This is a genomic window from Ichthyobacterium seriolicida (genome assembly GCF_002369955.1).
Taxonomy (GTDB): domain Bacteria; phylum Bacteroidota; class Bacteroidia; order Flavobacteriales; family Ichthyobacteriaceae; genus Ichthyobacterium; species Ichthyobacterium seriolicida.
Map to the genome: position 1 here is coordinate 118564 of NZ_AP014564.1, position 15264 is coordinate 133827.

8 protein-coding genes and 1 pseudogene are annotated in these 15264 nt (G+C 32.4%); 8 read left to right on the plus strand and 1 reads right to left on the minus strand.

Going from position 1 to position 15264, the window contains the following annotated elements; all coding sequences use genetic code 11:
- Nucleotide 1 precedes the first annotated feature (1 nt).
- Nucleotides 2-772 (minus strand): triose-phosphate isomerase, encoded by a 771-nt coding sequence (gene tpiA, locus JBKA6_RS00475; RefSeq protein WP_096684701.1) that lies wholly within the window; start codon nt 770-772, stop codon nt 2-4.
- Nucleotides 773-1055: 283 nt separating this feature from the next.
- Here tpiA and JBKA6_RS00480 point away from each other — a divergent pair, with 283 nt between their 5' ends.
- The 8 genes and pseudogenes from JBKA6_RS00480 to JBKA6_RS00520 all read left to right on the plus strand — a co-directional run bounded on the left by JBKA6_RS00480 (nt 1056) and on the right by JBKA6_RS00520 (nt 15124).
- A complete protein-coding gene (locus JBKA6_RS00480; protein WP_157776847.1) occupies nt 1056-1925 on the plus strand; it encodes a hypothetical protein in 870 nt (289 codons plus the stop codon).
- Complete coding sequence (locus JBKA6_RS00485) at nt 1915-3255, plus strand: peptidylprolyl isomerase (RefSeq protein ID WP_157776848.1); 1341 nt, start codon at nt 1915-1917, stop codon at nt 3253-3255. The genes JBKA6_RS00480 and JBKA6_RS00485 overlap by 11 nt, the downstream gene beginning before the upstream one ends.
- Nucleotides 3256-3334: 79 nt before the next feature.
- On the plus strand, nt 3335-3763 hold the full coding sequence (rpiB, locus tag JBKA6_RS00490) for a ribose 5-phosphate isomerase B (protein WP_096684707.1): 429 nt from the start codon (nt 3335-3337) through the stop codon (nt 3761-3763).
- 379 nt (nt 3764-4142) lie between these two features.
- Nucleotides 4143-6749 (plus strand): DUF5018 domain-containing protein, encoded by a 2607-nt coding sequence (locus tag JBKA6_RS00495; RefSeq protein ID WP_096684709.1) that lies wholly within the window; start codon nt 4143-4145, stop codon nt 6747-6749.
- Nucleotides 6750-6820: 71 nt separating this feature from the next.
- A pseudogene (locus tag JBKA6_RS00500) lies at nt 6821-7504 on the plus strand (IS1595 family transposase).
- Between the two features lie 550 nt (nt 7505-8054).
- Nucleotides 8055-9059: a glutathione S-transferase family protein gene (locus tag JBKA6_RS00510; protein ID WP_096684713.1), complete on the plus strand. Its 1005-nt coding sequence runs from the start codon at nt 8055-8057 to the stop codon at nt 9057-9059.
- A 296-nt stretch (nt 9060-9355) separates the two neighbouring features.
- Nucleotides 9356-12028 (plus strand): DUF5018 domain-containing protein, encoded by a 2673-nt coding sequence (locus tag JBKA6_RS00515; RefSeq protein WP_096684715.1) that lies wholly within the window; start codon nt 9356-9358, stop codon nt 12026-12028.
- 240 nt (nt 12029-12268) lie between these two features.
- Nucleotides 12269-15124: a DUF5018 domain-containing protein gene (locus JBKA6_RS00520; protein WP_096684717.1), complete on the plus strand. Its 2856-nt coding sequence runs from the start codon at nt 12269-12271 to the stop codon at nt 15122-15124.
- Nucleotides 15125-15264: the final 140 nt, after the last annotated feature.

The following is a 15264-nucleotide window of genomic DNA, read 5'->3' on the forward strand; positions in this document are numbered from 1 at the left end:
ACTAGTAAGTTTGATTTAAACAATTAATGATTGATAAGAAATCTTTGGCTTTTAATGAAGCTCCTCCTATAAGACCGCCATCTACATCTTTTTTAGAAAAGATATCTAATGCATTATTAGGATTACAACTGCCTCCGTATATTATTGAAGTTTTTTGGGCAATATCATCTCCGTATTTGTCAGATATGATATTTCTTATATAATTGTGCATCTCTTGTGCTTGTTCTGGGCTAGCTGTCTTTCCTGTTCCTATGGCCCATACGGGTTCATATGCTAATATGATATTATTAAAATCTTTATTGGATAGATGAAATAACCCTTCCTTTATTTGAGATGATACTACTTCAAAATGAGATTTAGATTCTCTATCTTCCAAGGATTCTCCTATGCAGAAAATAATTTCCATAGAGTGTTTAAGAGAGGCATTTACTTTAGAAGCCAGTATGTCGTTTGTCTCTCCAAAGAGCATTCGTCTTTCAGAATGCCCTAAGATAACTTTATTGACATTTATGGATTTTAACATATGAGCTGATACTTCTCCTGTGTACGCTCCAGAGTTTTCTTGGTGTAAATTTTGTGCAGCAACCGATATTTTAGTGTTATCTAAGTATTTTGAAACGCCATGTAAATTTGTAAATGAAGGAGATACAATGATTTTTTTAACCTTCAAATCTAAAGGAGTAATTAGAGCTAATAATTCTTTTAAAAGTTGTTTGCTCTCATCTATTCCATTGTTCATCTTCCAATTTCCGGCTATAATTTTTTCTCTCATAATATTTTCTTCTAAAAAATGGGGCGAAATACTCGTTTAATTAGTGAGGTCAAACTTAGATAATTATTCGGTTTTGCGTTTTTTATTTGTTAAATATATCTTTAGTTATTTGGTTATAATCGAGATATACTTACATTTTTGATCTTATCAATATCAGTTCAATGCTTTCAAGGGGATTATTCCATTAAGATAATTAACTTTGCCCGTGGTCATTTTCACCTTAAAATAGAAAGATGACTTTTTTATCTGTAAAATTATTCCAGTAAAACATATAGTATAAAAAATGATAATACGAATATTGTGTATTACCCTTTTTATTGTGGTAATGAGTTCCTGTGAGTATTTTGTAGAAGAAACCCAAAAGAGAGCCGTAGCCCGTGTAGATGACAATTACTTATACGATTCTGATTTAAAAGATATATCGGCAGGCTTGGAGGATACTGACAGTGTAGTTGTGGTAAATGAGTTTATAAAAAAATGGGCTAAAAGGCAGTTGATGTTAGCTAAGGCTAGGTTAAATACTAGTACAAGCAAAAAGATTGACGATATAGTAAAAGAGTATAGATACGATTTAATTATAGATAATTACGTACAACAAATAGTTAATAAATACTCTGACTCTTTAGTTTCAGAAGATGATGTAGTCGATTTTTATAATTCCAATAAAAACAGTTTTATCCTAAATAGACCTATCTCTAAAATAAATTTTATGGAGGTAAAATTGGATGCTCCCAATATAAAGGATGCAGAGGAGTGGTTTTTATCTAAAAATGAAGAAGATAAGCTCAAACTAAAAGATTACTGTTTTGAATACGCTAAAAATTATCACTTGGACGATAGCACTTGGATATATGCTGATGATATTATAGACAAGATCCCCATCTTAAGTACTAAGAGGAAACTTTTCGAGGAAAAATTAAAAAAAGACAATCTTTTTTTAGGACTAAAAGACTCTATAAATAATTATTTCGTGTTGATAAAGGAAAATTTAATTAAAGGAGAAATCTCTCCAATATTTTTTGTTAAACCTATGATAATAAACACTTTAAATAACAAGAAAAAGATAGAGTTTATAGAAAAAATGGAGAACAACTTATTAGAAAATGCAATTAAAAAACAACAATTTGAAATATTTGACAATAATGATAATTAGAAAAATCCAGATATTATTAATCTTCTCTACTCTTGCTAATTTATCCTTTGCTCAAGATAAGGTTCCTGTAGATGAAATACTGGCCGTAGTGGGAGAGAGGATTATTTTAAAATCAGACTTACAAAAACAATTATTGAATTTAGAGTATAGCGGTGTAGAAATCACTGATAAAACTAAGTGTGAATTATTAGAGACCTTAATGTTTGAAAAATTACTGTCTCATCAAGCCGTTATAGATAGTTTAAAACTTCCTGAAGGGCAAGTGTCTGAGTCTGTGAAGTCTAGAATGAATCAATTGATAGCAAGAGTAGGATCTGTTAAAAAATTAGAAGAGTTATACAACAAGACAGAGAGTGATATAAAAGAGGATATGTTTAGCATAGTAGAGGATCAGCTTTTGGCTCATATGATGCAACAAGAGGTCATTTCTTCTGTAGATATTACCCCAGAGGAAGTGAAAAATTATTTTAACAAAATACCTAAAGATAGTTTACCTGAGTTCCCAACTGAGGTAGAGTTATTACAAATAGTAAAAAAACCTTTTGTCACAGAAAAATCCAAAGAGAAAATAATAGCCAAATTGAAAGAGATAAAAGCTAGCATAGAAAATGGCGATAGTTTTAAGACCAAAGCTATTTTGTATTCAGAAGATGAAGGCTCATCAGCCAAGGGAGGAGAATACAAAGGAGTAAAAAGAGGGCAATTTGTCAAGCCTTTTGAATCTGTAGCCTTCAATTTAAGTGAAAATGAAATTTCCCAACCTTTTGAAACTAAATATGGATTTCATATTGTACAGTTATTAAAGAGACGTGGGGAAGAATTAGATTTAAGACATATTTTGATAAAATACACTTATGATACAGAAGCTCTTGAAGAAGCGAGGGCATCTTTAGATAGTCTGAGATCTAAAATACAAAAGGGTGACTTGACATTTGAAGAAGCCGTATCTATACACTCTGATGATATGCAATCAAAATTCGACAAAGGAAAAGTTCTCAATCCTCTAACTAGAGAATCTTCAATAGAATTAAAATCTATAGATCCAGATATATCTTATGCTATTAAAAATTTATCCCAAGGCGATATATCAGAGGTGGTATATAGAGAACTTCCAGAGAAAAAAATATTTGTAATCTACAAACTTCATAAAAAGAAAAACACTCATAAAGCGTCTCTTTCTGAGGATTTTCAAAAGTTGAAAACCTTAGCTTTAGAGGCTAAACAAAACTCAGTATCTGAAAAATGGGTACAGGAAAGGATAACCAAAACATTTACAAAAATAGATGACAAGACAAAATGCAACTTCAAACAAAATTGGAGGAAAAAATAAATAATCATAAACTCAGGTTAGAGAAAAACTCTAAATAAACTAACTGATTTTGTAAAAGTTATACTTAACTGTAATTAAAATGAAAATAGCAATAGGCTCTGATCATGCTGGGTTTGAATACAAAACCATAATAAAAGACTACTTAGAGAGTAATGGGCATGAGGTGGAAGATTTTGGCACATATAGTGAGCAAAGTGTAGATTATCCTGACTTCATACATCCTGTAGCCATGAGTGTGAGCGATAATGTTACAGATTTTGGCATTGTCATCTGCGGCAGTGGTAATGGAGCCGTAATGACAGCTAATAAACACAGTAAAATAAGAGCAGCTCTTTGTTGGAATGCTCAACTTTCACATTTAGCCAGAAAACACAACAATGCTAATATTTTAGGGATTCCTGAAAGATTTGTAAGCCATGAATTAGCCATAGAAATGGTAAAAGTATTCTTGTCGACTGATTTTGAAGCAGGCAGACATGAGATAAGAGTGAAAAAAATTCCATGTTGAAAATTTTAGCTCTATAAAAAACATACTAAACATATTGAGTGATCTCATACAAATTTGGGGCTTATCTAGGTAAGAGTTTTTAGGTTGTAACAGCCTTTGAAATAGCCTTTAACAACAATGAGTAGTTAGGAAACTATTAATCTTATAATCAAGTAGAAAATAAAATATTTTTTTTGAAGAATTCACCGACTAAACAGAATATTTCTGTAATTTTAGAATGAGTTATTATAGAATTTTTCAAAGCTTGAATTAAAAATTACCATTATTTTAGCCGAAGTCATTCATTCTTAAGAATGAATGAAAGGGTTTAGTTGAAATTTACGGTTAACAGGCTTGGTTCTGAGCGATTTAAGTGGTTGATATTTTTATTATTGGAGTTATGAGGATATTTTCTTTTACAAAAAGTGTTTTTTCTTTTGTATTGTTATTTGCCTTTTTTTCTTCTTGTATCAAGGAAAAAAAGGCAGATCCCGATGTTAACTCAAATCTGAGTTCAGAGAATAAGATTATATCATTCGAATTGATTAATTCTGATAATGAAGGCAAGAATCTCAGAGGAGACATTCCTGGTATCGTTGCAGATAGTGATTTTACAGTATCATTAAAAGTTCCCTCAGATGCAATTTTCCAAGGGCTAAAAGTCAAGATAGTCGTTTCAGAAAATGCTAGCGTTTCTCCCAAGAGTGAGTCAGAGGTTACTTTCGATCTAGTAAGCGGTTCTAATCCTGAAGTTTATAGAAAAGTATTTAAAGTAACAGCCCAAGATCGCAGCGTTCAAAATTACACAGTTAATATAACCAAATCCTTATCTAGTGATCGTTCGATTACAAGTTTTGTATTAGAAAAATCTAAAAACGAGGGTAAGATTTTTGCAGATAGAATCGGACTTATAGATGAGTCTGTTACTCCTCCAACTATAACCTTAAACGTATCTGATGCTGCTAATATAGCAGAATTAAAGCCTACAATAATTAAATCAGGAAACAGTGTTAGTCCAGATAATGAAGCAGCTGTTTCTTTTGAGAATTCTCCAACAGACTACAAAGTAACTTCTGGGGATGGTCAAGAAAAAATATATAAAGTCACAGTTACTAAAAATTTATCTTCTGATAATAAAATTTCTGAGTTTAAGTTTACAAAAGATAACACCAATAATACAGGGTTAAAATTAAGTAGATCTTCAACTGGGACTAGGGCTAGTGACGTTATAATTAGTGATAATAATAATGATACTAATACTGAAACAGTATCAGTAAAAGCATCTACTGCAGCAGATGTAGCAGCTTTAATTCCTACTATAACCAAACATGCTAATGCTACTATAAGTCCAGCTATTTCAGCTTATGATTATAGCAATTCTAAGGTTTATACTGTAACAGCTCAGGATAGTCAAACAAGAGAGTATACTGTTTCTGTTTCTAAGGAGTTGTCCAATGAGAAAGATATAAAATCTTTTTTATTTGAAGATTCTAAAAATCCTGGAAAAAACCTTGGAGGGGATTGCTCAGCAGGTGCTATAAATTCTACTGGAAGTGCTGATGTTGCTGTAGAAGTTGTAATTCCAAATACTGCTGATCTAAATGGTTTAATACCTACTATAACGTATAGTGATGACGCTCAGGTTAGTCCAGCTAATTTAGCCCCTCAAAGTTTCACTCGTAGTACACCTGTAGATTATACTGTAACAGCTCAAGATGGAACTGAAAGAAATTATAATATAACTATAATATCAAGAAGAGGAGTAGATATTACTTCTTTCAAAATTAAACAATCAGATCATACACCTCCTTCTACTAGTAATGTTAGAATGACAGGAACTGAGGTTTCAGGAAATATATCGAGCAATGCAGGTAGTAATACAATAGATATAGCATTAGATGGTCAAGATGATCCTAGTGTAAATCTAAAGCCTGAAATATTAGTGTCTCCAGGCGCTACAGTAAATCCAGATTCTAAAGTTCAAACTACATTTACTTATGGTACAGCTCAAACTTATACTGTAACGGCTGAGGATGGTACTACTCAAAAAACATATCAAGCAACTGTAAGATCTAGTTCCAAACTAAAATCATTTAAGTTTAAAACTAGTGATGGAACTAATCAGAGTACTGGAAAAATTGTTCAAGATATATCAGGCACTATAACTGGTAATACTGTAACAGTTAATGTTCCGCATGATGCAGTTGTAACTGCTTTAACTCCTGATATAGAAGTATATAAAGGGGCTACTATTACCACTCCTTCAGGAGGAGCTAATACAGCGCAAGATTTTAGTAGTCAAAAAACTTATACGGTTACTGCTCAAGATGGAACTACAATCGATTACACTGTAACTGTAACTAAAGAAGCGGAACCTACTATATCTGAGTTTAAATTTACTACTGCTTCCAACATGAGTAAAAATCTTGGAAATGATATTACAGGTACTATTACGCAGAACTCTGGAAATACTCCAGGAGAGATAGTTCTTAAAGTTCCTCATAATGCAGATTTGAATTCGTTAACTCCAACTATTACAACTTCTTCTGGCGCTACAGCGTATAAGGGGACTGGTACTAATAGCGCTAATTCTAGCAATAATTTTACAAATTCTCATAGTGCTCCTGAAGAATACAGTGCAGTAGATTCTGCTGGAGGAAGAAAAGTTTATAATGTAAGAGTTTATAAAGCGCCTGCCATAACAAGCTTTAAGTTTGAACAGAGCCAAAATTCAGCAGCTAGTTTCCCTGCTAGCATAACTGAATATACTGCTTCGTCTATTACTCAAAATGCGATATCAGCAAATGGAAGTATAACAATTACAGTTGATAATACAGTTAATGTAGCAAATTTAAAAGCTACTATTACTGGGGATAATTTTACCGCTACTAATCCTGTAGGTATAAGTTTTACAGGTTCTACTTCTCCTTATTCTGCAACTATTACAGTTCAGAATGAACATTTATCTAGTTTTACTAAAACCTATAATATAACTTTAACTAAATAAGCAACGCCATAATTAACAAAGGTTCAAAACAACTTAAGGTAAATTTACATGCGTAAACCCTTATGTTATCTATGAAAAATAAGTATATAATTCGTTTGAGAATTTCTGAGGCAAAATTCAGGTCTATTTTACGGTTATTTTGCCTAGATATTCAAGCGAAAAAAGTTAGTAAATTGACTAATGTAAGTCGTTATACTATCAACAAAATTTTTGACAAATTACGTTTGTTAATTGCTCAAAAATGCGAAGAAGAAAGCCCCTTTAATCAAGGGAAAATAGAATTAGATGAGAGTTATTTTGGAGCTAAACGAGCTAGGGAAAAAAGGGGACGAGTATCAGGAGGAAAAGTTCCTGTATTTGGCATGTTAAAGAGAGAAAGGAAAGTTTATACAAATTGTAAAAAACTGCTCATCATCAGTAATAATACCTATTATAGAGAGCATAGCAAGTAAAGAAAGTACAATTTACACTGATGGATTTAAGTCTTATGACGGCTTGGTAAACTATGGTTATAAAAGGCATTATAGAGTAAAACATAGTGAAAATGAATTTGCTAAAGGAGTAAATCACATTAATGGAATTGAGAATTTTTGAAGACTATGTAAAGTTCGATTATCCAGGTTTAGAGGAGTTCATAAGCAACAAGTTTTATTATCACTCTAAAAGAGTGTGAATGGAGATTTAATTATAGCAATGAAAATTTGTATTTTTATCTATCAAAATGGCTAAGAAAAAGTCCGCTTAAGTTGTCTTGAACCTTTACTTATCTTCTTTTTGTTTTCCTATTATCTCTTCATTCAGTTTGATTATTTCTAGTTAATAGGTGGGATTAGCTCATTTCGGCTATGTTTTGTTTTTGTATGTTTATTTTCTTTTATAACGTCGTTAAATTGAACTATTAAGCTGTCTTTGAGTTCCTTACAAGCATCCAGTTCGTATTCGAACGAGACCATTTTTTTAGCTTCCCCTAGTATTATTTTTAACATTCCGTCGTCGTTTAGTGTCGGCATGAATGTTTTTGAACCATTTGGACAAGTTACTGTGTTTATGGTTGTATTAACCTGTGTTCGATATTACTTAGGGTAACTGAATAAAAACAATATAATTGGGGTAATTTAACGTTCTAATAAAATCAATACTTTATGCTCAAATTTAAATGTAACCATGAATAATTTGAGCTAAGGCTCTCCGAAAAATAAAAACTTCTCAATTAAAATAAAGCTACTAATTTAGTGTTTTAGTTTTTGGTTAATGGCTTACTTATACATTTAGGTCGTTAACATTTATTTTTTAACAATATTAGATATGAAAACAAACAAAGTATTTAAAAACATTTTATCATTACTGACTCTTGGTCTTGTGGTTTTTTCTTGTAATAAACCAAACGCTGAAACAGAAATAGCAAATATTGAAAGCTTTGTCTTTACAAAGGATAAAAATAGCACTACAGCAACAAACCCTACCGATGCTACCGCAGCTTATAAAGCTCTCTTTATAACAAAGACTCCTGCTCCTGCATATGCTGCATTAGATGCCAAACTTGATGCAGACATTAAAGGGGATAGTATTATTAAAGTAATAGTGCCGTTTAATACAAAATTAACAAGTACTACTCCTGTAACATTAAAAGCTACTATCACTTTAAAAGAAAAACTTGGTGAAAATGTTTATTTAGATGGTAATAAATTAGATGCTAATGCTCTTTCTTTTGATCATGTTATTACAACTAAATTACTTCATAGTGAACTAAAAAATGGTGTTAGTAAGACTTTTGAAATCTCTAAAAAAGAAGGCGATAAGGTTATTGCTAAAAAATCATTTAAAGTAGTTTTTATACATAATACTGATCCTTCAATAACTTCAGCTTTAGCTCTTGATACTGCTGGGACCAAAGTTACTGGGCTTGGGTTTACTACAGGGACATCTGGTCAGCCTAATGAAAAAATAAAAACTGGTGCTACAGCTGCAAGTCCAGTTTATCCTACTAAGGGCACTGATACTAGTAAAGATGGATCTAAAGAGAATCCCATTGAACTTACAATGACTAAAAATACAGAGTTCGCTAATGAAGATATATCCTCATCAAGTGGCTGGAAATTCAAAGTAGATGTTTTAACACTTCCAAATGGAGCTTTCATAGATGTGACTGCTAGTGAGTTCTCTAATGATACAACTAATCACCCTCCAACAGATCCTACAATGTCTACTGGGTTTACTCCAGCAGATAATAATAAAGGTATACAGTTTAGGGTAGTAGCTCAAAATGGAACGTCATTTACCTACTATAAGTTGACATTTAAGAATTCTTAATAATCAGTTTTGGGATTTAAACAGTTTTTAGAAATAGATTAATAATTGGAGAGAAAATTACTTAACTGGTCAATTATTTACAATTAGGGAAGGGGCTTTTAGGCCCCTTTTTCTGTTTAAAGAATATCATGTCTCTTAAAAAAAGAGCCATAACTAAATAATTACTACTATCTTAGCTAAGGTGTTCGTTCTCTGTCTTTTAGGGTGGAGAGTAGGATAAGTCTTATAGCTAATACTTTGAATGCTGTGGTATTTAGAGGATCGTTGTTTTTTTAACCTATTATATTATTAAAATTATGTTTAAGAAAAATTATTTTGTAAAGAGTATTATTTTCTCTTTTGTATTGTTGTCGGCGATTATTTTCTCCTGTGAAAAGAATAAGGTTTACCAAGATGATTTAGGTGTATGTATAGAATCTTTTTCCTTGCTGGATTCTGAGAATAAAGAAAAAAAATTAGGTTCTGATATAAAATGTGAAATAGATACTGAAAATTATACTATATCCTTAACAGTTCCTAGTTCAGCAGTGTTAACTGGGTTAAAATTTAATATAACGCCCTGTGAAGGGACTACTATATCCCCTGCTAGTGGTGAAGAGGTTGATTTTGAAGAAGTTCAAGAATCTACTGAGAAAAAAACTACTACTGATGAGGTTTCTGAGGAATCTACCAAAAAGCCTTCTCCTCAACAACGATATAAAAAGGTATTTACTTTAACAAAGGGAGACAAAAGTCAAGACTATATTGTATATATAACTAAAGCTTTAGCTAGTGATTGTTATATTAGTAGTTTTAAATTAGAGAAGTCTAAAAATAAAAACAAGATTTTCGCAGATAGGAATAGTGATATTGTTGAATCTACTAATACTGAGCCTTCTACCATAACATTACACGTATCTGATGCTGCTACTTTAGATAATTTAAATCCTACAATAGTTCATACAGGGGCTAGTATTACTTCGGGAGAACTAGTTTCTACTACTGAAAACAGTATTACCACAACTGCAGTTAATTACACAGTAACTACAGATGGAAAAACAAAGGTTTATGCAGTAAAATATATCAAAGACTTATCTTCTAATAATAGAATTTCTGAATTTAAGTTTAACAAAGATGATAGCAGTAGTCTTAATACGGGTTTAAAATTAACTAGGTCTTCTGCTGGGGCTAGAGCAGTAGACGTTACAATTAATGATGCTAATGGAACTATAGTAGTAAAGGCATCTACACAAGCAAATATAGATGCTTTAATCCCTACTATAACTAAGCATGAAAGAGCTGCTATAAGTCCAGATGTTGCATCTCATGATTATAGCAATTCTAAGGTTTATACTGTAACAGCTCAAGATGGTCAAACAAAACAGTATACAGTGTCTGTTTCTAAGAACCTTTCTAATGCTAAAGAGATAAGCAGTTTTACGTTTAAACATTCTGTAAATTCTGGAAAGAATTTTGGCAACACTGATTATTCAGCAGAGAATATGCCTAGCGCTACTGGAGATGATGATGTAAATGTTAGTATTGCAAAAATCCCTCATACTGTTACAGATTTAACAGGCCTAAAGCCTACTATAGCTATCAGTGCTAGTGCCACAGCAAATCCAGCAGATGGAGAGGCACAGAATTTCACTCGAGGTACAGCAAAGAGATATGTGGTAACAGCACAAGACGGAACTACTAAAAATTACGATATAACTATTCCTGTATTGCAAGCAGTAGCAGAGATTACTTCGTTTAAAATTAAACCCTCAGATCATAGCGGTAACTCAAAGATTACATCAGAAATAGAATGGACCAAGTCAGATGATGAAAACTATATAATCGTATTAGATGGAGAAGATAATTCTACTGTAAGTCTTAGTCCTGAAATAATTTTGTCTGCAGGAGCTACAACAGTAAATCCAGCATCTAAAGCATCTACTACATTTACATATGGTCAGGTGCAAAATTATGTTGTAACAGCTGAGGATGGCTCTACCACTAAAACATATCAAGTAACTGTAAAGTCTTCGAATTCTAAGATGAAATCTTTTGGGTTTAAGAATGACGGTGCCAATAGTGGCAAAAAAATTGTTAAAGATGTATCAGGCGTTATAAATCATAGTGCTAAAACAGTAACTGTAAAAGTTCCGTATAATACAGATGTTACTGCTTTGACCCCTGAGGTATTGGGGAATAATGGTTCTACAGTTACTATTAATGGACAGGCGGCTACTACAGCGCAAGATTTTAGTAGTGAAAAAACTTACACTGTTACTGCTCAAGATGGAACTACAAGCGATTATACTGTAACTGTATCTAAAGAAGATGCGCCACAGTTGACAGAGTTTAAGATAACAGCTGATGAAAGTAAAGGGATTAAAGATGAGGTAACTGCTACATTTGACCATCCTACTAGTGATGGAAAGGGTGGGAAGATAAAGTTGAAGTTTGATCATAAAGTTGCTAGCCGTAACGATGAAATTGTTTTAACGGGATTAAGTTATACTAGCGATCCTGTTGATGGACATACTCTGACTCCTAATACTCCTCTAGGAGATTCAGAAAGTATTGAAGGTAAAAAAATTACTTTAACAACTACTCTAGGTTCTACCTCAGAATATACTGTAACAGCAGTTAAAGGACCGTTTATTAAGTCGTTTAAGTTTGGAAAAGATACTAGTGGTAATAGTGATAAAAATCTAGGTTCTGCCGATGTTGACGGGATAATTAATCATGCTGCTGGTACTATAACGTTAGAAGTTCCTAGTGGGGTTACGATGGGTTCAGATGGCAATACAGTAACCCTAACTCCTACAATTGAGGTTGGAGGAGATACTGCTGCTGTTGATCCCACTAGTGCGACTGCTCAGACTTTTACTCCTGACGGGAGTACCGCTATTCAGTACACGGTAACTAATTCTACTGATACATCTTTCACTAAAACATATACTGTAACTGTAACTAAAAAAGCTGCAAGCGCTAAATAATTTAGAATACACTTTTCAATTCTAGACAGACAGTCAGTTTTACGGCTGTCTGTTTTTGTTTTTTCTGTATTTATTATTACTTAATAAATAAGTATAGTTAAACAATTACTACTATCTTAGCTGGTATATTCAATTCTCTGTTCTTTGGGGTAGAGATTAGGATAAGTCTTATGGCTAATACTTTGAATGCTGTGGCATTTAAAGGATTGTAGTTTTTTTACCAGTTATATTATTAAAATTATGTTTAAGAAAAATTATTTTGTAAAGAGTATTATTTTCTCTTTCGTGTTGTTATCGATAATTTTTTTCTCTTGTGATAAAAAGAAAATTATAGAAGATAATATGAATATATGCATAGAATCATTTTCCTTATTGGATTCTGAAAATGAGGGAAAAAATTTAGGTTCTGATATAAACTGTGATATAGATATTAACAATCATACTATATCATTAACAGTTCCTAGTTCGGCTGAACTAACTGGCTTAAAGTTTAATATAACCTCATGTGAAGGGACTACCATATCCCCTGCTAGTGGTGAAGAAACTGATTTTGAACTTGTTGAAAACCCTTCTGAAGAGTCTACTGAGGAACCTTCTGAAGCGCCTTCTGAGGGATCCTCTTCTAAACGTTACAAAAAGGTGTTTACTGTAACAAAGGGTGATAAGTCTCAAGAGTATACTGTATATATAGCTAAAGAATCAGCGCCTAAGTTGACAGAGTTTAAAATATCAGCTAATGAAAGTAAAGGGATTAAAGGTGAGATGACTGCTGTTATAACTGATGATACTGACACTGCTACAGGCAAGATTTTATTGAATATCCCTTACAATGGGAGTATTGATCTTACTGGTCTAAGTTTTACTGCTGCTATTCCAGACAATCATGTTTTAAATCCAGCTATTGGCGTGATAAGTGAAAGTATTGAAAGTAAAGAATTTACTTTAACAAAAACTGGCACAAGTTCTCAAAGAGTTTACACTGTTGAGGTAGTTAAAGGACCTTATATTACTGCCTTTAAATTTGAACCTAATACTGTTGGAGGAACTGCTAATACAGGGATAATTAGTGAATTAATAGGAAATATAGATCACACTACTAGCGCTATATCTATAACAGTTCCTAGCGGTGTCACTTTATCTAGTTTAATTCCTACAATTACAGTGGGAGAGAACACTAAATCTGAGTTTACTCCTTCTACTCAGACAGATTTCAGTTCTGAAGTTAAGTATACAGTAACATCTTCTAATTCTTTAGCTACAGATTTTGTTAAAGAATATACAGTTACAGTAACTCAAAATGCTGAACCTACTATATTTGAATTTAAATTTACTACTGCTTCCAACAGTAATAAAAATCTTGGAAATGATATTACAGGTGATATTAATGGCAGCGATATAATCATTAAAGTTCCTTATAATGCGACCTTAACCGATTTAACTCCGACTGTTGCAGGTGCTTCTAACGTTAAAGTGTGTAAAGGAGAAGATTGTAATACTGATGATGCTAATAGTACTGCTACTGATTTCAGTAATTCTCATGATGGTTCTGTAAAATATAGTGCAGTAGGTCCTGCTGGAGGAAGAAAAGTGTATTCTGTAAAAGTTTATAAAGAACCAAAAATAAGTACGTTTAAGTTTATTAAATCTCAAAATGCAGGTAATAGTGAGTTTCCTAATAGTCCAACTGAATATGACGGCTCAGTTTCAGGCAATAATATAACTATCACAGTTGCTAATACAGTTGATGTAACAAATTTAAAAGCTTCTATTACTGGGGATAATATTGCTGCAAATTATATTACTCCTACTGCTTTGAATTTCAGTACTAATCCTCAAACTATTGAAGTTCCAAATCAGTATTTACCAGGATATACAAAAACATACACTGTAACTCTAACTAAAGAAACAGCGCCAAAATTGACAGAATTTAAAATACCAGCTAAGACTGAGAATGGTATTGCAGGTGAAGTAAGTGCTACGTTTACACATCCTAGCGGCACTAGTAATACTGGGACAATAAAGTTGAAGTTTCCTAAGAATAATGAACATGAAATTACTTTAACAGGATTAACACCTGCCATAACTTCTCCTGAAGGTTGTACTGTAAATCCAACTAGTAACACAGAGGTGTCTGGAGAAATTGGTAGTACCACATTCACTATAACAAAAACCGATACAGGTTCTAAAAGTGTTTATACTGTTGAAGCAGTTAAGGGACCGTTTATTAAGTCTTTTAAGTTTGAAAATAGTAAGAATACTGATAAAGGTATAAATGGTGAAATAAGTGCAACAAGTATTGACCATAATACTGGAGCCATAACAGTAACGCTTCCTGCTACAGTTAAGAAGGATTCGGAAGGGACTGAGAATAAAATAACTCTAACTCCTACAATTGAGTTGGGAGGGGATAGTGCTACTATTGATTCCACTAGTGGAAACTCTCAGGAGTTTACATCTGACATAGCTAAAAGTTATACAGTAACAGCTAATGGAATGACAAAAACTTATACAGTTACTGTAACTAGAACAAAATCAAATCTAGCGCAAATTAAATCATTTGAAATAGAATCAGGACAATCAAGTAGTATTTCGGAGAACAGCAACGGTGCAAATGGAAGAATAGTTGTGCCTGTGTCTAGTGTTCCAACAAACACAACTCCTGCTATAACACAATCAGATTATGCTACTATAACTTCTCCAACAGATGCTCAAAATTTTGATTCATATGAAAATCCTATTACATATACCGTAACTGCTGAAAATACTACTATAACAAAGAGTTATGATGTTTATATATATGATAATGCTAAAACTATAACTGATACTAATCTTAAAGTAACAAATGGCAGTACTGAGATTAATAAAGATTCTGTATCTATTGATGCAAATACCAGAGTTATAACTGTTACTGTGCCTGAGAGTACTGATCTTAGTAGTTTAACGCTTACTTTGACTGATACCACTCCATCTTCTAATCTTAGTATAGAGCCTACTGACGCTCAAGATTTTTCTGGTGGAAAAGAAGTAAAGTATACTCTTAAGGAGAATAGTGATATAAAGGGTCATTATTGGGTTAAAGTGGTTAAATCAAGCTAAATTAATTTTAAACCACACTCATTCAATTCTAAAAAACAGGCAGTCACTTATTATGGCTGTCTGTTTTTGTTTTTTCTGTATTTATTATTACTTAATAAATAAGTATAGTTAAATAATTACTACTATCTTAGCTGGTATAT

Excerpts from the sequence above, each read along its gene's own strand:
- JBKA6_RS00515 (WP_096684715.1), top strand. The coding sequence starts at position 9,356 with ATGTTTAAGAAAAATTATTTTGTAAAGAGTATTATTTTCTCTTTTGTA.
- JBKA6_RS00510 (WP_096684713.1), top strand. The coding sequence starts at position 8,055 with ATGAAAACAAACAAAGTATTTAAAAACATTTTATCATTACTGACTCTT.
- rpiB (WP_096684707.1), top strand. The coding sequence starts at position 3,335 with ATGAAAATAGCAATAGGCTCTGATCATGCTGGGTTTGAATACAAAACC.
- tpiA (WP_096684701.1), bottom strand. The coding sequence starts at position 772 with ATGAGAGAAAAAATTATAGCCGGAAATTGGAAGATGAACAATGGAATA.
- JBKA6_RS00520 (WP_096684717.1), top strand. The coding sequence starts at position 12,269 with ATGTTTAAGAAAAATTATTTTGTAAAGAGTATTATTTTCTCTTTCGTG.
- JBKA6_RS00485 (WP_157776848.1), top strand. The coding sequence starts at position 1,915 with ATGATAATTAGAAAAATCCAGATATTATTAATCTTCTCTACTCTTGCT.
- JBKA6_RS00495 (WP_096684709.1), top strand. The coding sequence starts at position 4,143 with ATGAGGATATTTTCTTTTACAAAAAGTGTTTTTTCTTTTGTATTGTTA.
- JBKA6_RS00480 (WP_157776847.1), top strand. The coding sequence starts at position 1,056 with ATGATAATACGAATATTGTGTATTACCCTTTTTATTGTGGTAATGAGT.